The following is a 16,542-nucleotide window of genomic DNA, read 5'->3' on the forward strand; positions in this document are numbered from 1 at the left end:
GGGCTGCAAAATTCTTCTTGAAGAATTTTGGGAAGGCCGGAAGAATTTTGGTTCAAAATTCTTCTAGCCCTTTGCGATGACCTCAGCTGCTGCATCAAGCCCGCCCGGACCGTGTGGAATGCCAAGCGAGATCATCCCCGCCTGGATCGAGCCCAATACACCCATGACCATATGGGCATTTACGTGTCCCATATGACCGATGCGAAAGATGCCATTGGCCTCTTCCTCCGGCGCGCCAAGCGGAATGCCAAGCGTGATCCCCGCCTGATGCTCCAGCCAGTGGCGCAGGCGCGTGCCAGCCTCGCCGCCCATGCGAACCGTCGTCACCGCATGCGACCGGGCGTCCCGGTCTGCAATGTTGAGTGCGATCTCGGTTCCCTGTCCCCACGCCTCGACCGCAGCCCAGACAGCCCCTGCCAGCACCTTGTGACGGTGCCAGACCGCCTCCAAGCCTTCCTCGTGCAGGATCATGTCCAGTGCCTCGCGTAGCCCGTACAGGTGATGCGTTGGCGCTGTGCCGCAGAAATGCTGGTAGTAGAGCGCCGGGTTCGCGCGCGGGCGCCAGTCCCAATAGGGCGTCACGCAGTCAGCCGTTTCGCGGGTGGCATCTGCCCTGTCATTGAAAAAGACGAAGGACATGCCCGGCGGCACCATCAGCCCCTTCTGGCAGCCCGTCACCATCACGTCGACTCCCCAGTCATCCATGTGGAACTCATCCACTGCCAGGCAGGCGATATTGTCGGAAAACAGCAGCGCCGGGTGGCCGGTCTCATCCAGCACGCGGCGCAGGCCGCGGATGTTGTTCTTCACGGATGAGGCCGTATCGACCTGAACCGCCAGAACGGCCTTGATCCTGTGCCCGGTATCGACGCGCAGGGCCTCGGCCACGCGATCCAGATCCACCCCCGCGCGGAATCCGAAATCGATCACCTCGGTTTCGATTCCCAACCCGTTTGCCAGTTCGCCCCAGCCAAGGCAGAACCGCCCGGTTCCGAGAATCAGGATCCTGTCGCCCCGCGACAGGGTGTTGCACAGCGCCGCTTCCCAAGCGCCATGGCCGTTGGCGATATAGATCGCCACCTCATGCCGGGTCCGCGCCACCTGCTTGAGATCCGCAACGATGGTTGCGGTCATGTCCACCAACTGCCCCGTATAGATGTTGGGCGCAGGTCGATGCATCGCTTGAAGCACGCGGTCGGGCATGACGGAGGGGCCGGGAATGGCGAGGTAATGACGACCGTTGGCGAGGCTCATATCGGGACCTTTCGAGAGGGCATGTGAAAGCGGTAGCCGCCCCCGCAGGCGGGGTCAATCGGTGCCGTGATAGCGCCGTGCAAGCCGCGCCGGATCGGCCCCCATCCGGTAGCGCAGCAGCGTGCCTAGGTTGCGCGCCCCGCGCCTCGTCCAGCCCTCCGTCTCGTATCGCGCCGCCGATGTCCGCGCCTCCACTGGCAACATCACTAGCCGTTCTTTCAGGGCCCGCGCCATCGCCACATCCTCCATAAGCGGCTGATCCGGGTAGCCGCCGACCCGGTCGTAGTGCGCCCGCGACATCAGCAGCCCCTGATCGCCATAAGGCAAGCCAAGGGCCCGCGTCCGCCAGTTGGCCCATCCCGCCACGCGCCGTGCGGCGCTCGCCTCGCTGCGGAAGGCAAGGCGGAAACAGGCCGCGCGGTCGGGGTTGCGATTCATATGGGTCAGAACCGCCTCACCCCAACCGGGGGCCAGCCATGTATCGGCATGCAGGAACAGCAGCCACGGGGCCGACGCCGCCTGCGCCCCGCGCGCCAGCTGTCCGCCCCGGCTGGCAGGTCCGCTGACCCAGACGGCCCCCAACTCCCTCGCGGCCTCTGCCGTTTCATCCGTGGACCCGCCATCGGAAATCACCAAGTCGCGCACCAGCCCCATCTCGACGCCTTCCATCAGGGCCGCCGTGGTTGCCGCCAGCAAAGGTGCTGCGTTCAGGGTGGGGATGATGATGGACAGCGGCGCAGGCATGTTGCGAAAGCCCATGGTTCAGGACGGTCTGCCGTCCTATATGACGGGGAAGACGCGAAAGGAAACGTGGATGACCGGCGAAAAGGCAGAGAATCGCACCGTATTGCGGATCGCGGGCGAGGATGCGCAGCAATTCCTGCATGGGCTTGTGACCAATGACGCCAAACCCGGCGTTCTGGTCTATTCCGCTTTGCTCAGTCCCCAAGGCAAGTTTCTGGCGGATTTCTTTCTGCTCGACCGGGGTGAGGATATCCTGCTCGACGTGGCCGGTGACCTCGCGCCGGGGCTGTTCCGACGCCTCTCGATGTACAAGCTGCGCGCAGCGGTGACGATCGAGGACAGCGGCTTGTCTGTCGCTCGTGGCCTTGGCCCCGCGCCCGACGGCGCCCACCCCGATCCGCGCCACGAGGCACTCGGTTGGCGATCCTATGGGGTGGAGGGCAGCGCACCGCAGATCGACTGGGATGCGATTCGCGTGACCCATTGCATCCCCGAAACCGGCATCGAGCTGATCCCCGAGGATAGCTATATCCTTGAAGCGGGCTATGACCGGCTGCACGGGGTCGATCACCGCAAGGGCTGCTATGTGGGGCAGGAGGTCACCGCGCGGATGAAGCACAAGACCACCCTGCGCAAGGGGCTGGTCACGGTGGAGATTGACGGCAACGCGCCCGTCGGCACACCGATCATGGCAGGCGACAAACCGGCTGGCACGCTCTTCACTCAATCAGGTGGCAAGGCCATTGCCTATCTGCGCTTCGACCGTGCCAAGGGCGACATGATGGCGGGCGAGGCTATCGTCCGCTGGTCAGAGCCGGGTCAGGACAACGCCTGAGACGATCAGCACGGCGGCGATGATCTTGCCCCGGTCCATCCGGTCCCCGAACAGCAGCCAGCCAAGCAGCACGGCGAAGAGGATCGAGGTTTCCCGGAGCGCCGCGACAAGGGCCAGCGGCGCCACCGTCATGGCCCAGACCGCGATGGCATAGGCCGCAAAGCTCGCCGCCGCCGCGATCAGCCCCATGATCCAGTCCCGCCTGCTGGCGCGGATCACCTCGACCCCGCGCAGGGCAATCGCAGCCGGGGTGTAGAACAGCGCCGACAGCATCATCAGCCAGCCCACATATTGCAGCGGATCGCCCGCCACCCGCGCGCCTAACCCGTCGGCCAGCGTATAGCCCGCCGTCGCCATGGCGGACCCGAAGGCAAACGGCAGCAACCGCCGCGATTCGCCATTGGTGAAGACCCCGCGCGCCATGAAGGCGATGCCAAGGCCCAGGACCAGAACGCCCACGTAATCCATCACCCCCATAGGGTCGGACAGGAAAAGGACGCTGACGACCAACACCATCATCGGCGCAGCCCCGCGTGCCAGTGGATAAACGCGGCTGAGGGCGCCCTGTTCATAGGCGAAGGCCAGGAAAAGCTGATAGGCCATGTGGATCAGCCCCGAGGCCAGCAGCCAGGGCCAGACCTCGGCCTCCGGAAAGGGCTTGGTCAGGGCCACACAAAAGCCGATCGCCGCATGTCCCACCGACAGCAGGAACATCGAGGTCTGCTTCGACAGCCCCGTCTTGATGATGGCGTTCCAGCCCGCGTGCAGCAAGGCCGCACCCAGGACCGCCAGAAGAACCGTGAAGGACATTTACTGCTGCCTCGGCGAATGTAACGGTTATGTGACACAAGCCGCAGGCGAAAGGAAAACCCAAAAGGCAGGTCAGCTGGTGTTCTCGGTTTCTGCCGCGGCGGCAAGTGGGTTTGGCATGCCATACTCGTCCAGCCCCTCCACCCCCTTGGGCGTCAACGCATAAACACCCTTTTCGACCTTCTCGAACCAGCCATAGTGGTCGTCCCGCATCAGGGTCGTGGCCCGGTCCACCCCGGTCGCGGCCTTCACGTCCCGGCCGCGTGAGGGTCCGTGTTCGGCCAGATGGGCAGCACACCGCAGGGCGTCCTGCCTATAGGCGGTGACCAGCCCCACCCGCGTGGCCCCGCCGCTATTCGGGTCGCCGACCCGGCGTGCGAATTCCCGCAGCAGCCGATGGCGTTTCGGTTTGGAAATGCGTGGCGCATAGGGCCCCGGATCGCAATGCGCCTCGACGAACCCGTCGCGCATCCGCACCGTCAGCAGACCAAGCCCCAACCGGCGGCAGAGCGTCACGTTTTCCTTCAGCGCCTTCTGAAACCCCCGCCCTTTTCCGCGCGGCACCGCCAGATAGACCAGATCTGCCAAGGCCATCCGCGCCACGCCCTGATGGAACAGCGCCAAAGAGAAGCGAGTTTTCAGCTCCACGATCACCGGGTCCTCGCCATCGCGCAGAGCCACGACATCGGCAGCGCCGACCTCGGATTTCACCTCGTAGCCTTGCCCCTCCAAAAAGGCTTTCACCGGCGGGTAGAGATCGGTTTCCTTCATCTCTGCCGGGCCGTCATGAGCGCCATGATGGCCCGCGTCCGGCTGCGCGTGTCGCTGATCGCGGCAATTTCGGCCAGCGCCGGGTCAGCGGAAAGGGCGGGAATGTCGCTGCAGAACAGCCCGGCAACGGGGGTCTCTGCCAGCAACCCTGTCAGGGCTGCAACCGGCGTCAGATCGGCAATCCGAGAGCCTGTCACCGTCAGGCGCGTCAGAGACCGCAATGCCGCCAGAGGCGTCAGGTCCTCGACCTGCGTTCGGGCAATGGAAAGCTGCGTCAGGCTGGCGAGGCCAGACAAAGGGGTCAGGTCGTGCACCGGGCAATCATCCAGCATCAGCCAGTCCAACCCCGTCAGCCCGGCCAGCGGCCCAAGGTCCGAAACGGAGGTGCCCGATAGGCAGAGCCCCCGCAGCCCGGTCAGCCCGGCGAGCGGTGCAAGATTGGCGAGCGGCGCGTTCTCCAGGTAAAGCGCGCGCAGTGCGTGGCAGTCTTTCAAAGCGGAGATGTCCGTCAACGCGGTGTCGGTCACCTCCACCAGCGACAGCCCTGGGATCGAGGACAGGCTGGAGGGGAGCGACGACAGCGCAGCAAACGGCCCGCCGCTCAGGATCACCTCGTCCAGCATGTCGAGACGGCTCTCTTCAATGGCCTCTTCCGCAGCTTGAAACGCGCGCTCTGCCTCTGTCATTCTCTGCTCTGGTTTCTGGTCTTGCCCGGCAGACTCTGGCATAGGAACACAAATCGGCCAAGCCGCGACGGAACTGATGGATGAATCGCTTGACACTGCCCGTGCAGCGCCGTATCCACCCGCCAGATTTGTAGGGGCGCTGACCGGCTCAGCGCCCTTGTCCGTTTCTGAGACCGAGGATAAGCACATGTCGCGCGTCTGCGAACTGACCGGAAAAGGCCCCATGTCTGGCAACAATGTCAGCCATGCAAACAACAAGACCAAGCGTCGGTTCCTTCCGAACCTGAACGACGTGACCCTCGGGTCCGAGGCGCTTGATCGCAGCTTCAAGCTGCGGATTTCGGCAGCGGCTCTGCGCTCTGTCGATCACCGTGGTGGCCTGGATGCATTCCTGGCCAAGGCGAAAGACGAAGAGCTTTCGCCCAAGGCGCTGAAAATCAAGAAAGATATCGTGAAAGCCCAGGCAGAAGCCTGATCTTCCCCGATCCTTTCGGCACAATTTCGCGGCCTCCGGCATCTGCCCGGGGGCCGCGTCCTTTTTGCGCTTTGCAAGCGCCGCGACCCGTGCCTATCTAAGCGTCATGAACCGTCTGCTGAATCCCGCAACCGCGCTGCTGCTTGGTCTGGTGCTTGCCATGACCTCGGTCAGCATGGCCGTGGCCCGTGGCGGGATGTCGATGACGGGTGCGATGATTCTCTGCATCGATGCCGATCAGCAGGTGGTGCCTCTCGGCCCCGATGGTGACCCGATAGAGGTGACCCATGCCTGCCCCGATTGTACCATCGGCGCATTGGCCCTGACGGAACCGCAACCGCTGGACGCGCCGGAATGGCGCATGGCGCGGCTCTATGCGCGGCCCTTCACGCTGCTTGTTCACGAAACCACTGTCCAGGGCGGACAGGGGCGTGGCCCCCCATCCCTGATCTGATCCCGAATACCCCTATTTCAATCAGATCAAGGAGACGACCGATGTCGTTCAAATCCACCCTTCTCGCGGGCGTTGCCGCCCTGTCCTTCGCCCTTCCCGCCTTTGCAGACGGCATCATGATCCACGACCCCTATGCCCGCGCGTCGGCGATGATGTCGCAATCGGGCGCGGCCTTCATGGAGATCATGAACCAGACCGATACCGATGACCGCCTGATCGCGGCACGCTCGGACGTGGCGCAGCGGGTCGAACTGCACACCCATCTGGAAGACGACAATGGCGTGATGCGCATGGTCGAGGTCGAGGAAGGCTTCGCGATCCCGGCTGGCGGCAGCCATGCCCTGGCGCGCGGCGGTGACCACGTCATGTTCCTCGGCCTCAACCAGCCCTTCGAACATGGCGATGAGATCGAAGTGACGCTGGTCTTCGAACAGGCCGGTGAGATGACCGTGACCATCCCGATCGACCTGGAACGCAACCCGATGCGCCAGCAGATGCAGGGCCACGGCCAGATGAACCACGGCAATATGGGCAACGCGGCCTCTGACTAAGCCCTTGGGATAGGGCCGCGACGGTGCTGTCCCTCCCGATAGCGGCCCTTGGCGGCGCGCCGAACGTTCCATCCGGCGCGCCGTCCTGGTCGAAACCCTACTGCATCAGCGCAATCGCGGCGGCCTGCGCCTCGGCGTATCCGTCAAGACTGACTGTATAGGCAACGCTGTCTGAAAAGACCGCGCCCCCCGAGATGAACTCGGCCGATGTGTCGGGACCGGCATAGGTCAGCAATACCTCTTCAGCGCCGAATCCCTCACCCTCCTGCATCATGCCGTCGCCGGGGACATGCCCGCGTTGCGTATAGGCGAAGTAGCCGAAGGGATTGACGAAAACGATCAGCCCATAGCGATCCTCGACGGCGCAATCGCGCGGATAGGACCAGCTGCCGCTGCCCACGGGCGTACACAGAACGCGCCAGTCGTCATGCACCGAGATCACGCGATAGGGGGTCAGGTCATAGCTTTCCAGACCGGCCTGAGCATGGGCCGCCGGGCTTTGGGTGGTGAACAGCAGACAAAGGGCGAGAATGGTGTGGCGGCGATGCATGGGGAATCCTTTCTGCGAGCCGTAAAGTGTCACTAATACACTAATTTGGCGACACAAACAATCTGCCTCACCGGTTTGTGAAGGATTCACTGCGCCAGCACCTCCGCGACCCAGTCTGGCACGGCTTTTGTCGCAGGTCCCGCGATCACCCGGTCAAACAGACCCGGCACGCGGCTTGGCTCCAGATTGATTTCCAGCGTCTCAGCCCCGGCGGCCTGCGCCTCCTGCACGAATCCCGCGGCGGGATAGACCTCGCCAGAGGTGCCGATGGACACGAACAGATCAGCCTGCCATAGCGCCTCGGCGATCTCATCCATGTGATAGGGAATCTCCCCGAACCAGACGATATCGGGCCGGGTGCGCGGCGCGTCACAGGCGGGGCAGGGGGCGGCGGGGTCCATCACCCGAGGCGCGGGCCAGCGGTGGTCGCAGGCCGCGCACAGCGCCCCCGCCAGAGCCCCATGCATGTGCAGGACATTGCGGCTGCCCGCGCGTTCATGCAGGTCATCGACGTTCTGGGTGACGATCAGAAGCTCCCCCGGCCACTCCCGTTCCAGCCGCGCCAACGCGGTATGCGCAGCATTGGGCGAGGCATCCAGCGCATTGGCGCGGCGGGCATTGTAGAAGTCATGCACCAGCCGTGGATTGCGGGCAAAGCCCTCGGGCGTGGCGACCTCGGTCAGGTCATAGCGGGTCCACAGCCCGTCCTTGTCGCGAAAGGTGCCAAGCCCGCTTTCCGCAGAAATCCCCGCGCCGGTCAGGACAACGATCCGTTCCATTCAGCTCCCTTCCATGGCATCAAGAGCCACCCGAGAAGGAGCTCTCATGGCCAAGTCTATCCTCTGTGTCTGTCTGGGCAATATCTGCCGCTCGCCCACAGGCGAGGCGCTGCTGCGCGCGGCTCTCCCAGATGCGCATATCGACAGTGCCGGAACCGCAGGCTGGCATGTGGGCAAGCCACCCTATGCCCCGATGCAGGCGGCCGCGCGGGCGCGGGGATATGACCTCAGCCAACGGCGCGCCCGGCAGGTCACGACAGACGATTTCCACCGCTTCGACCTGATCCTCGCGATGGACAGCAGCAATATGGAGGATTTGCAGGCGATCCGCCCGGCGGATGCCACGGCCAGGCTGTCCCTGTACCTCGCCCCGCTGGATGGTGCGCCACGCGATGTGCCCGACCCATATTACACGCGGGATTTCGACGGGGTGTTGGACCTGATCGAACGGGCCGCAAGGGCCTGGGCCGAAAAGCTCGACTGATCTCAGCCGCACATCTGTTCGGCGGCCTGTCCGAAGGCGCGGTAGCGATCCCAGAACGCCTCGTCCCGGTGGTTGTCGGACATGCGCAACTCTTCCGCTTCGTCCGGGTCGTTAAACAGTCGCGCGGCGCGGCGCTGTTCGCCGAAATTCAGCGTCTGGCGCGCGGCGCTTCCGATACAGGCGCAAAGCGACGGGTTCGCGGCTGTGCGGCCCGATCCCATACAGGCGCGCTCCACCGGGCTTGCCTCCAACGGAGCGCCCACCACCATAAACGTGATCAGAAATGCCGAGAATGTCTTGCTCATCGCCCTGCCTCGTTTGCCCCATGCAAGGGGTTGGTCCCCCTTCTGCGGGATAATCTGCCGAAAATGCCCCCGCAGCGCAATCGCCTGACGCGCAACGGGGGCAAAATGGGCGGAAAATGGCGGGTCAGGCGGCAGGGCGCTGCTGCATGCGGCTCAGAACGATATCGTCGGCCACCTTATGCGGCGCCAGCCCACGCGTGGCGGCCTGAGTCAGGATCGCGTCAAGCGTCGCTTCGGCCTCGGCCAGCTTGTCGGTGACGAAGCGCTCCCGGTCGCGGATTTTCAGGATCTCGGTTGCCACGTTGATGATGCCGCCCGCATTGGCCACATAGTCTGGCGCATAGAGGATGCCGCGCCTGTGCAGCGCGTCGCCATCGGCAGGGGTCGCCAGTTGATTATTGGCTCCGCCCGCCACGGCCTGCACCCGCAGCGCAGGAATGGTTTCGGCGTTCAGGATGCCGCCGATGGCGCAGGGGGCGAGGATATCGGCCTCCACCTGCAGGATCCGGTCCACCGGCGCGATGGCCGCACCGAAGGCCTTCGCCGCCTGATCGCATCGCGCGGGGTCGATGTCAGCGACGATCAGCGCCGCCCCCGCACCGTGCAGCATCTCGGCCAGATACCATCCCACATGCCCCAGACCCTGAACCGCTACCTTGCGCCCGGTCAGATCGCCCGATCCGAACCGGTGCCGCGCCGTGCAGCGCACCGCGTTGAAGATGCCGCGCGCGGTGACGGGCGAGGGGTCGCCGCTGGCAAACGGCCCGTCCGGCAGGCCGGCCACGAACTCCGTTCCACGCGCGATCACCGTCATATCGGCAGGGCTCATCCCCATGTCTTCCGCCGTCCAGTAGCGCCCTTTCAGCGCCGCGATGGCCCCGGCGAAACCCGCCAGCAGCGCCTCGGATTTCAGCACCAAAGGATCGCCCATGATCACCGCCTTGCCGCCGCCCAGTGGCAGCCCCGCCGCGGCGTTCTTGAAGGTCATCCCGTGGCTCAGCCGCAGCGCATCGGTCAGCGCCGCCTCCTCGCTGGCATAGGGCTTCATCCGCAGCCCCCCCGCTGCGGGCCCCAACTGGGTGGAGTGAATGGCGATAAAGCCCACAAGCCCCGTTGTGTCGTCGGAAACGCGCGAGACCTCTTCATGGCTCGGTGTGGGCAGGGTGGTGATCTGCATGGGTGTCCTCCTCTTTGCGAGGAGAATATCTTCAGGACAGGGGTGATAGACGCCAAATATCCATTCCAGGGGCGCCGTCATTGGTGATATTCTCTGCCATCCCCCTCTGATTCGAAGGATTCACGCGGATGGACGATCTCGACCGCAAGATTCTCACCACCCTGCAACGCGATGGCCGCCTGCCGGTCACCGATCTGGCCGACCGGGTTGGCCTGTCCCCCACCCCCTGCGCCCGCCGCATGGCGCGGATGGAGGCCGAGGGCATCATCACCGGCTATGCCGCCCGGGTCAGCCCCGAGAAACTGGGCTTCCCCATCACCGTCTTCGTCTTCGCCGAACTGGAACGCCAGAGCCGCGACGCACTGGAAGGGTTCGAACGTGCGATCCGCCGCTTTCCCGAGGTTCTGGAATGCCACCTGATGACCGGCAGCCGCGATATCCTGCTGAAAATCGCCGCCCGCGACCTGAAAAGCTTCGACAGCTTCCTCGAACACAACCTGATGAACGTCCCCGGCATCCGCTCCACCCGCACCAGCTTTTCGCTGCGCGCGATGGTGGATCGCGAGGTGCGCCCCTAATGCAGCCGCGCGCGGGCCAAGTAGCCCTGGATGCTGTCTTCCCCCAGGGCCCGCAGCGCTTCCAGCCGGTGCAGACCTTCCTGCAACACATAGCGCCCCTTGCCCTCGCGCAGGCGGATCGGAACCTTCTGGCCGTTTTCCAGAATATCCTCGGCCAGCGCCTGAACCTTATCAGGGTCCAGCGTCTTGGCCCGCTTTGCCGGAACGTAGATCTCGCTTATCGGGAAGGTCAGGATCGGGGGCATCGACAGGTCCAGTTCAGAATGATTCCCGGCACAGGCTAGCACGGGCAAGGCCGAATGCCTGCGATGATCGCAGGCGGGGCCATGATCGGTGGAAGATCGGGACTGTTACCGCGTTGGTTGGGCATCCAATCGCCATCGACGGCGCCCGCGAGGACGATAGCGCGGCGGCTTCGCCTTGATTCCGCGCTGAAGAGTGGGCGCACGGTTTCGACTGGCAGAACCACCTATGTTCGCAAGGCCCGGGAAGCCTGACACCCGCCGGTCACAGACATCGCCACTGCCCCACGGACCCCATTGACCAAACCCCAAATCCCGCTCATATCCCACCCTCATGACCGACCTTGATCTAATCCGCAATTTCTCCATCGTGGCCCATATCGACCACGGTAAATCCACCCTTGCCGACCGGCTGATCCAGCTGACCGGGACGGTGGCCGAACGCGATATGCAGGCGCAGCTTCTGGACAGCATGGATATCGAGCGCGAGCGCGGGATCACCATCAAGGCCAACACGGTGCGCATCGAATACCCGGCCAAGGACGGCAAGACCTACGTCCTGAACCTGATCGACACGCCCGGCCATGTGGACTTCGCCTATGAGGTCAGCCGGTCCATGCGCGCCGTCGAGGGCTCGCTTCTGGTCGTCGATGCCAGCCAGGGGGTCGAGGCGCAGACGCTTGCCAATGTCTACCAGGCCATCGACGCCGATCATGAGATCGTGCCGGTCTTGAACAAGGTCGACCTTCCGGCGGCTGAGCCCGAACGCGTGGCCGAACAGATCGAGGACGTGATCGGCATCGACGCCTCTGACGCCGTGCTCATTTCCGCCAAGACCGGCGTCGGCATCCCCGAGGTGCTGGAGGCCATCGTCACCCGCCTGCCCGCGCCCAAGGGCGACCGCGACGCGCCGCTCAAGGCGATGCTGGTGGACAGCTATTACGACAGCTATCTCGGCGTCGTCGTCATCATCCGCATCATCGACGGGGTGATCCGCAAGGGCGACCGCATCAAGATGATGAAGACCGGCGGGCGCTACCCGGTCGACCGGCTCGGCGTCTTCCGCCCCAAGATGCAGGACATCAAGGAACTGGGACCGGGCGAGATCGGCTTCCTCACCGCCTCGATCAAACAGGTGCGCGACACCCGCGTGGGCGACACCATCACCCATGAAAAGGGCGGCACCGACACCGCGCTGCCCGGCTTCAAACCGGCGCAGCCAGTGGTCTTCTGCGGTCTTTTCCCGGTCGACAGCGCCGAGTTTGAAGACCTGCGCGACGCGATCGAGAAACTGGCCCTGAACGACGCCTCCTTCTCCTTCGAGATGGAAACCTCCGCGGCCCTCGGCTTCGGCTTCCGCTGCGGCTTCCTCGGCCTTCTCCACCTCGAAGTCATCCGCGACCGCATCGAACGCGAATACGATATCGACCTGATCACCACCGCGCCCTCCGTGGTCTACCATGTCCACATGAAAGACGGCTCGGTGCAGGAGCTTCACAACCCCGCCGACATGCCCGACCTGACCTATGTCGACCATATCGAGGAACCGCGGATCAAGGCGACCATCCTTGTGCCCGACGACTATCTCGGCGACGTGCTGAAGCTCTGCCAGGACCGCCGCGGCATCCAGCTTGACCTGACCTATGCGGGTTCCCGCGCGATGGTCGTCTATGACCTGCCGCTCAATGAGGTCGTCTTCGACTTCTACGACCGGCTGAAATCTGTGACCAAGGGCTATGCCTCTTTTGACTATCAGATGGAGGGCTACCGCGAGGACTTCCTTGTCAAGATGTCGGTGCTAGTCAACGAGGAGCCGGTCGATGCGCTCTCGATGATGGTCCACCGCGACCGGGCCGAAATGCGCGGCCGCGCCATGTGCGAAAAGCTGAAAGAGCTCATCCCCCGCCACATGTTCAAGATCCCGATCCAGGCCGCCATCGGGGGCCGCGTGATCGCGCGAGAGACGCTGTCGGCCATGCGCAAGGACGTGACCGCCAAATGCTACGGCGGCGACGCGACCAGGAAGCGCAAGCTTCTAGACAAGCAGAAAGCGGGCAAGAAGAAGATGCGTCAGTTCGGGAAGGTGGAAATCCCGCAGTCGGCGTTTATCAATGCGTTGAAGATGGATAGCTGAGGCGGGCGTCGCGTTTGCGGCTTGGGGTCCCCGCTTTCGCGGGGATGACAAGGGTTCCATTCAGACGTGCCGCCTGTCATCCCCGCGAAAGCGGGGACCTCCCACCATCCACACCACCGTTAACTCCCACTTAACCCTCCACGCCCCATCCTGCGCTCATGCGGGACCATAGCTATTTCACCTACATCCTGACCAATCGACCGAACGGCACGCTTTACACCGGCGTGACCAACGATCTCGCGCGCCGGGTTGTCGAACACAGAGAAGGTAGGGCCGAAAGCTTCACGCGCAGGTACAATCTTCACCGGCTGGTCTGGTTCGAGCTGCACACGGACATCCGCGAGGCCATCCTGCGCGAAAAGCGGATCAAGAAATGGAACCGCGCGTGGAAGGTGGAGATGATTGAGGCGATGAACCCGGATTGGCGGGACCTGGCGATCGAACTGGGTCTCTAGCCCCCCCCTGTCATCCCCGCGAAAGCGGGGACCTCCTGCCACCTTCCTAGACAATCTTAAAGATGGGCGACTGATGGCGGTTCGCCTTGCGAGTTGTGTGCAAACTGTCCACCTTACGCTTGCTGAAATGTATTCTCTCTGCAGCGAAGAGAAGGGGCTTTTGTGGATATCGAGCAGGCGCGGCGCGAAGAACTAATGAATGCTCTTGCAGACGACTTTTGGTGTTTTGAGGAGGTCAATCTCCGGCACGCAACTTTCAACAGGCATTTGGTACGAGCAGATGTTGTTGCTGTTCCGAAGGATACGCGGCTTGAAAGATTTGCGATTGCGTTCGAAGTAAAAGAGCCCGACAAGTCTTGGCATTATGCAAAGTGGGCGCAGGCAGCACGACAAGCTTATGACTACGTGTTTGCTAGAATCGAAGATTCCTCTTCTGCTTCGGTGTTTGCGGGGCGAAGAATATCTGGTGCGTTTCTCTACCCAGCTCCAATCTATTATCCGGAAGGAAAGGGACGAAGCCCAAATCAATACTGTCGGGACGATAACGAAGAACTGACCACCGGGATATTGCACCTAGGGCTCCATTTGCGAGTAGGCTGGGCCGCTTGGGATTTTAAACCAAGAGAGCCGAGGTTCGAACTTAGGTTTGGCCCAAATCCAGTTTGGAGGCAACGAATAGGCTTCCAAAAGCAAGGGATAAATCTTCTTTCTGGAAGCCGCCCTCTCGGCTCAAGAAGAATCGACTTCGCATCCGAGCTTGATGGTTTTTGCTAGCCTCTCCCACCCTGACCCAAATCAAAGCCCCCCGCCGCCCCACCGGCTAGGACATCCCCCATGTCCTACCTTCTCCTCCTCCTCCACCTCTTCATCGGCGCCACCCTTGCGGGCGTGTTCCTCGTCATCCTTCTGGTGGCGGGGTGGGCCGGGGTCTGGCCGATCGCCGGGGCCGTCGTGGCGGGCTTCCTGCTGGCCTTCCCCGTCGCAATCTACGTCGCCCGCGCGATGCAGGGGCGGTGAACCCTTCTGTGATTGAGTGATTGAAGTGCGCGGCATACACATTCACAGATGCGAATAAATGTCGCAATCAAATAGGGATGCGGCTACACTTCTCGTCACAAACGGGAGGAACACCATGAAAAAACTGCTTGCTGCTGCCGCGCTTCTCGCCATTTCGGCAACCGGATCCTGGGCCGATGGCGTGGCCCATTACGTGGCGATCCACGTCGACGAGAACGATCCGCAGGTCATGAACATGGCGCTCAACAACGCCATGAATGTCAGCAACTACTATGCCGCCCAGGGCGATACCGTGACCATCGAACTGGTTGCCTATGGCCCCGGTCTGAACATGCTGCTGGCCGACCGCAGCCCTGTCAGTGCACGGATCGAAACCATGACCCTGGAAATGGACAACCTGTCCTTTGCCGCCTGCGGGAACACGCATCGACGGATGAGCGAAGCGGCGGGGGGCGATCTGGCGTTGCTTGATGGCGTGGAGATGACGCCATCCGGGGTGGTGCGCCTGATCGAGCTGCAGGAGCAGGGCTACGCCTACGTGCGCCCGTGACCCTTCCGGCATGGCCCCATGCCGGGGCCAGCCGATCCGGGCTTTGTCTGCTTCGCGTTTACGTAAGCGGGACGTGATTTCGTCTGCACAGGGGGTGTACGGGGGGTGCACCGGGGGTGTACGCATGGCGCCCCCCTGTTTTCGGGGGTTTTTGTCTTCGTCAACAATCTTCGGGTGAAACAGGTCCGAACCTGACCTGAATCAAGGCGCGGGCGCTCTGGCTCTGCTTCTCTGCCCCCATGGGAAGCGCGCGCCCAGAGATCGGAGTTCGCCTTATGCGACTGTTTTTCCTTATCTTTATCATGGCCGGTGCCACGCTCGCCGGTGTTGCGGTCACCGCTGCCCTTGCTGCAGGTTATGATGGCGCGCGCGAGGTGATCATCGCCGCCGCCCTGGGCGCTGTCGTGGCCCTGCCCGTGGCCTGGGTCGCCGCCGGAAAAATACGTAATCTCTGAGACTTAGCCGTTCAGAAACGCCCTGACAGCCGCCTCGAATTCGCGGGGTTTGTCGGCATGCAGCCAATGCCCCGCGCCGGGAATTTTCGCAAAGCGCGCCTTCGGGAAATAGCCTTTGATCGTGTCCCGATACTCGGGCCGCACATAGTCGGACTCCGCCCCAGACAGCATGAACACCGGCCCGTCGAAGCGTCCCTCAACGCGTTCCGGCCAGCCCGTCGCCTTGCCCATGTCGCGGTCCAGTACGTCGTGGTTGAGCCGCCAGCGCTTTCCCTTAACATCCAGAGATTGCAGAAGAAATGCGCGGACGCCCGGTTCGGGGACCGCCGCGCTGAGCTGGTCGTCGGCATCGCGCCGCGTCTCTATCCGGGCCAGATCCACCGCCCGCATGGCGTCAATCAGGTGGCTCTGGCTGTGTCCGTAAGCCACCGGCGCGATATCGGCCACGACCAGCCGGTTCACCATCTTGGGCCGCGTCAGCGCCAGCATCATCGCGGCCTTGCCCCCCATGGAATGCCCAAGCACATCCGCCCGCCCGCCATGGGCGGAAATCACCTCCGCCAGATCAGCGGCCATGTCGGGATAAGTATGTGTTGGCTGAAAATCGCTGTCCCCATGATTGCGCATATCGACGCCGATCACCTGCCGCTCATCGGACAGGCGCTTGGCGATGACGTTCCAGTTGCGTGCCGAGCCGAAGAGGCCATGCACGATCAGAAGCGGCGGGCGGTCGGTGGGGTCACCGGTGAGATAGGTCGCAAGCATGGCCCCGGAATATCCCATCCGACGCGGCTCGACCAGAGCCGTTGAGCGGGCGGCCCGGGGACGCTAGAGTGCAGTGTCGAAAGGGAATCCCATGGCCGCCGATCCGCTGCAGCTTGACCGCCTCTCAGACCGCCTGACCGTGCTCTTGCGCGAAAAGCTGGGGGTGCGCGCCGATACCCTGCCCGTTGCCCTGCGCCGGGCGGGGCGGAAACTGCCGCGGCGGTTGCGGCAGGATGGGGAGGCCATCGTGGCGGCGATGGAGCGGTCCAGGAATCCCCGGTTGGCGCGGGTCACTGATGGCGACGGGCCGGAACGCGCGGCACGGCGAATTGAGGCCTATCTGAGCGGCCTTGACCCGACCGCCGCCCGTGCCCGCGCCCGGGCCTATCTGTTCGCCGACCTGGCCTTTCGGCTGGCGGTTGTGATCGCATTGGTGATCGGCGTACTGGCCTGGCGTGGCTACGTCTGAAC

24 protein-coding genes are annotated in these 16,542 nt (G+C 63.5%); 13 read left to right on the forward strand and 11 right to left on the reverse strand.

Annotated features, from left to right (window positions below):
• Positions 1-63: 63 nt before the first annotated feature.
• Both EP237_RS02955 and EP237_RS02960 read right to left on the reverse strand, forming a co-directional pair.
• Positions 64-1,254: a pyridoxal-phosphate-dependent aminotransferase family protein gene (locus tag EP237_RS02955; RefSeq protein WP_127557972.1), complete on the reverse strand. Its 1,191-nt coding sequence runs from the start codon at positions 1,252-1,254 to the stop codon at positions 64-66.
• A gap of 54 nt (positions 1,255-1,308) precedes the next feature.
• The gene (locus EP237_RS02960; RefSeq protein WP_127558427.1) at positions 1,309-1,998 is read right to left on the reverse strand and encodes a TIGR04283 family arsenosugar biosynthesis glycosyltransferase; all 690 of its coding nucleotides are present in this window, start codon (positions 1,996-1,998) and stop codon (positions 1,309-1,311) included.
• Between the two features lie 70 nt (positions 1,999-2,068).
• On the opposite strand from EP237_RS02960, the gene ygfZ reads away from it, so the two are divergent.
• A complete protein-coding gene (gene ygfZ / locus EP237_RS02965) occupies positions 2,069-2,833 on the forward strand; it encodes a CAF17-like 4Fe-4S cluster assembly/insertion protein YgfZ (protein WP_127557974.1) in 765 nt (254 codons plus the stop codon).
• Here ygfZ and EP237_RS02970 read toward each other — a convergent pair.
• From EP237_RS02970 to EP237_RS02980, 3 genes are all read right to left on the reverse strand, one after another.
• On the reverse strand, positions 2,807-3,643 hold the full coding sequence (locus EP237_RS02970) for an EamA family transporter (protein ID WP_127557976.1): 837 nt from the start codon (positions 3,641-3,643) through the stop codon (positions 2,807-2,809). The genes ygfZ and EP237_RS02970 overlap by 27 nt on opposite strands.
• A 72-nt stretch (positions 3,644-3,715) precedes the next feature.
• Positions 3,716-4,414, reverse strand: coding sequence for a DUF2161 domain-containing phosphodiesterase (locus EP237_RS02975; protein ID WP_127557978.1), 699 nt, complete (start codon positions 4,412-4,414; stop codon positions 3,716-3,718).
• Positions 4,411-5,100 carry a leucine-rich repeat domain-containing protein gene (locus EP237_RS02980; RefSeq protein ID WP_127557980.1) on the reverse strand — a complete coding sequence of 230 codons (690 nt, stop codon included), beginning with the start codon at positions 5,098-5,100 and terminating at the stop codon, positions 4,411-4,413. The genes EP237_RS02975 and EP237_RS02980 overlap by 4 nt, the downstream gene beginning before the upstream one ends.
• Positions 5,101-5,287: 187 nt before the next feature.
• Here EP237_RS02980 and rpmB point away from each other — a divergent pair, with 187 nt between their 5' ends.
• From rpmB to EP237_RS02995, 3 genes are all read left to right on the forward strand, one after another.
• Positions 5,288-5,575 carry a 50S ribosomal protein L28 gene (gene rpmB, locus EP237_RS02985; RefSeq protein WP_127557982.1) on the forward strand — a complete coding sequence of 96 codons (288 nt, stop codon included), beginning with the start codon at positions 5,288-5,290 and terminating at the stop codon, positions 5,573-5,575.
• 106 nt (positions 5,576-5,681) lie between these two features.
• Complete coding sequence (locus EP237_RS02990) at positions 5,682-6,029, forward strand: hypothetical protein (RefSeq protein ID WP_127557984.1); 348 nt, start codon at positions 5,682-5,684, stop codon at positions 6,027-6,029.
• 41 nt (positions 6,030-6,070) lie between these two features.
• The gene (locus EP237_RS02995) at positions 6,071-6,580 is read left to right on the forward strand and encodes a copper chaperone PCu(A)C (RefSeq protein ID WP_127557986.1); all 510 of its coding nucleotides are present in this window, start codon (positions 6,071-6,073) and stop codon (positions 6,578-6,580) included.
• A gap of 97 nt (positions 6,581-6,677) precedes the next feature.
• Here the strand turns inward: EP237_RS02995 and EP237_RS03000 are convergent, their stop codons facing one another.
• Complete coding sequence (locus tag EP237_RS03000; protein ID WP_127557988.1) at positions 6,678-7,130, reverse strand: hypothetical protein; 453 nt, start codon at positions 7,128-7,130, stop codon at positions 6,678-6,680.
• Between the two features lie 86 nt (positions 7,131-7,216).
• Positions 7,217-7,909 (reverse strand): NAD-dependent deacylase, encoded by a 693-nt coding sequence (locus EP237_RS03005; RefSeq protein WP_127557990.1) that lies wholly within the window; start codon positions 7,907-7,909, stop codon positions 7,217-7,219.
• A gap of 46 nt (positions 7,910-7,955) precedes the next feature.
• On the opposite strand from EP237_RS03005, the gene EP237_RS03010 reads away from it, so the two are divergent.
• A complete protein-coding gene (locus EP237_RS03010) occupies positions 7,956-8,393 on the forward strand; it encodes a low molecular weight protein-tyrosine-phosphatase (protein WP_127557992.1) in 438 nt (145 codons plus the stop codon).
• Positions 8,394-8,395: 2 nt separating this feature from the next.
• On the opposite strand, the gene EP237_RS03015 is transcribed toward EP237_RS03010, so the two are convergent.
• Complete coding sequence (locus EP237_RS03015) at positions 8,396-8,698, reverse strand: hypothetical protein (protein ID WP_127557994.1); 303 nt, start codon at positions 8,696-8,698, stop codon at positions 8,396-8,398.
• A gap of 124 nt (positions 8,699-8,822) precedes the next feature.
• Positions 8,823-9,875, reverse strand: coding sequence for a Leu/Phe/Val dehydrogenase (locus EP237_RS03020; protein WP_127557996.1), 1,053 nt, complete (start codon positions 9,873-9,875; stop codon positions 8,823-8,825).
• 128 nt (positions 9,876-10,003) lie between these two features.
• Between EP237_RS03020 and EP237_RS03025 the strand changes: the two genes are divergently transcribed.
• Positions 10,004-10,453, forward strand: a complete 450-nt coding sequence (locus EP237_RS03025) for an Lrp/AsnC family transcriptional regulator (RefSeq protein WP_127557998.1) — start codon at positions 10,004-10,006, stop codon at positions 10,451-10,453.
• Here the strand turns inward: EP237_RS03025 and EP237_RS03030 are convergent.
• A complete protein-coding gene (locus tag EP237_RS03030; RefSeq protein ID WP_127558000.1) occupies positions 10,450-10,698 on the reverse strand; it encodes a ParB N-terminal domain-containing protein in 249 nt (82 codons plus the stop codon). The two genes, EP237_RS03025 and EP237_RS03030, sit on opposite strands and share 4 nt — an antisense overlap.
• Before the next feature lie 331 nt (positions 10,699-11,029).
• Between EP237_RS03030 and lepA the strand changes: the two genes are divergently transcribed.
• The 6 genes from lepA to EP237_RS03060 all read left to right on the forward strand — a co-directional run bounded on the left by lepA (position 11,030) and on the right by EP237_RS03060 (position 15,306).
• Positions 11,030-12,829, forward strand: a complete 1,800-nt coding sequence (gene lepA, locus EP237_RS03035; protein ID WP_127558002.1) for a translation elongation factor 4 — start codon at positions 11,030-11,032, stop codon at positions 12,827-12,829.
• 158 nt (positions 12,830-12,987) lie between these two features.
• Positions 12,988-13,284 (forward strand): GIY-YIG nuclease family protein, encoded by a 297-nt coding sequence (locus tag EP237_RS03040; protein WP_127558004.1) that lies wholly within the window; start codon positions 12,988-12,990, stop codon positions 13,282-13,284.
• A 162-nt stretch (positions 13,285-13,446) separates the two neighbouring features.
• A complete protein-coding gene (locus tag EP237_RS03045) occupies positions 13,447-14,058 on the forward strand; it encodes a hypothetical protein (protein WP_127558005.1) in 612 nt (203 codons plus the stop codon).
• A gap of 60 nt (positions 14,059-14,118) precedes the next feature.
• The gene (locus EP237_RS03050) at positions 14,119-14,301 is read left to right on the forward strand and encodes a CTP synthetase (RefSeq protein ID WP_127558006.1); all 183 of its coding nucleotides are present in this window, start codon (positions 14,119-14,121) and stop codon (positions 14,299-14,301) included.
• A 115-nt stretch (positions 14,302-14,416) separates the two neighbouring features.
• Complete coding sequence (locus EP237_RS03055; protein WP_127558007.1) at positions 14,417-14,851, forward strand: DsrE family protein; 435 nt, start codon at positions 14,417-14,419, stop codon at positions 14,849-14,851.
• A gap of 275 nt (positions 14,852-15,126) precedes the next feature.
• Positions 15,127-15,306: a CTP synthetase gene (locus EP237_RS03060; protein WP_127558009.1), complete on the forward strand. Its 180-nt coding sequence runs from the start codon at positions 15,127-15,129 to the stop codon at positions 15,304-15,306.
• Between the two features lie 3 nt (positions 15,307-15,309).
• Here the strand turns inward: EP237_RS03060 and EP237_RS03065 are convergent, their stop codons facing one another.
• Positions 15,310-16,071, reverse strand: coding sequence for an alpha/beta fold hydrolase (locus EP237_RS03065; RefSeq protein ID WP_127558011.1), 762 nt, complete (start codon positions 16,069-16,071; stop codon positions 15,310-15,312).
• A 91-nt stretch (positions 16,072-16,162) separates the two neighbouring features.
• Between EP237_RS03065 and EP237_RS03070 the strand changes: the two genes are divergently transcribed.
• Positions 16,163-16,540 (forward strand): hypothetical protein, encoded by a 378-nt coding sequence (locus tag EP237_RS03070; protein WP_127558013.1) that lies wholly within the window; start codon positions 16,163-16,165, stop codon positions 16,538-16,540.
• The last annotated feature ends 2 nt before the right edge of the window (positions 16,541-16,542 follow it).

This window comes from Nioella ostreopsis (assembly GCF_004000255.1).
GTDB lineage: Bacteria > Pseudomonadota > Alphaproteobacteria > Rhodobacterales > Rhodobacteraceae > Nioella > Nioella ostreopsis.

Coding starts and splice junctions, on each gene's coding strand:
- EP237_RS02990 (WP_127557984.1), top strand. CDS start 5,682: ATGAACCGTCTGCTGAATCCCGCAACCGCGCTGCTGCTTGGTCTGGTG.
- EP237_RS03050 (WP_127558006.1), top strand. CDS start 14,119: ATGTCCTACCTTCTCCTCCTCCTCCACCTCTTCATCGGCGCCACCCTT.
- EP237_RS02960 (WP_127558427.1), bottom strand. CDS start 1,998: ATGCCTGCGCCGCTGTCCATCATCATCCCCACCCTGAACGCAGCACCT.
- rpmB (WP_127557982.1), top strand. CDS start 5,288: ATGTCGCGCGTCTGCGAACTGACCGGAAAAGGCCCCATGTCTGGCAAC.
- EP237_RS03025 (WP_127557998.1), top strand. CDS start 10,004: ATGGACGATCTCGACCGCAAGATTCTCACCACCCTGCAACGCGATGGC.
- EP237_RS02975 (WP_127557978.1), bottom strand. CDS start 4,414: ATGAAGGAAACCGATCTCTACCCGCCGGTGAAAGCCTTTTTGGAGGGG.
- EP237_RS03060 (WP_127558009.1), top strand. CDS start 15,127: ATGCGACTGTTTTTCCTTATCTTTATCATGGCCGGTGCCACGCTCGCC.
- EP237_RS02970 (WP_127557976.1), bottom strand. CDS start 3,643: ATGTCCTTCACGGTTCTTCTGGCGGTCCTGGGTGCGGCCTTGCTGCAC.
- EP237_RS03040 (WP_127558004.1), top strand. CDS start 12,988: ATGCGGGACCATAGCTATTTCACCTACATCCTGACCAATCGACCGAAC.
- EP237_RS03015 (WP_127557994.1), bottom strand. CDS start 8,698: ATGAGCAAGACATTCTCGGCATTTCTGATCACGTTTATGGTGGTGGGC.
- EP237_RS02995 (WP_127557986.1), top strand. CDS start 6,071: ATGTCGTTCAAATCCACCCTTCTCGCGGGCGTTGCCGCCCTGTCCTTC.
- EP237_RS03055 (WP_127558007.1), top strand. CDS start 14,417: ATGAAAAAACTGCTTGCTGCTGCCGCGCTTCTCGCCATTTCGGCAACC.
- EP237_RS03005 (WP_127557990.1), bottom strand. CDS start 7,909: ATGGAACGGATCGTTGTCCTGACCGGCGCGGGGATTTCTGCGGAAAGC.
- EP237_RS02980 (WP_127557980.1), bottom strand. CDS start 5,100: ATGACAGAGGCAGAGCGCGCGTTTCAAGCTGCGGAAGAGGCCATTGAA.
- ygfZ (WP_127557974.1), top strand. CDS start 2,069: ATGACCGGCGAAAAGGCAGAGAATCGCACCGTATTGCGGATCGCGGGC.
- EP237_RS03020 (WP_127557996.1), bottom strand. CDS start 9,875: ATGCAGATCACCACCCTGCCCACACCGAGCCATGAAGAGGTCTCGCGC.
- EP237_RS02955 (WP_127557972.1), bottom strand. CDS start 1,254: ATGAGCCTCGCCAACGGTCGTCATTACCTCGCCATTCCCGGCCCCTCC.
- EP237_RS03010 (WP_127557992.1), top strand. CDS start 7,956: ATGGCCAAGTCTATCCTCTGTGTCTGTCTGGGCAATATCTGCCGCTCG.
- EP237_RS03000 (WP_127557988.1), bottom strand. CDS start 7,130: ATGCATCGCCGCCACACCATTCTCGCCCTTTGTCTGCTGTTCACCACC.
- EP237_RS03065 (WP_127558011.1), bottom strand. CDS start 16,071: ATGCTTGCGACCTATCTCACCGGTGACCCCACCGACCGCCCGCCGCTT.
- lepA (WP_127558002.1), top strand. CDS start 11,030: ATGACCGACCTTGATCTAATCCGCAATTTCTCCATCGTGGCCCATATC.
- EP237_RS03030 (WP_127558000.1), bottom strand. CDS start 10,698: ATGCCCCCGATCCTGACCTTCCCGATAAGCGAGATCTACGTTCCGGCA.
- EP237_RS03070 (WP_127558013.1), top strand. CDS start 16,163: ATGGCCGCCGATCCGCTGCAGCTTGACCGCCTCTCAGACCGCCTGACC.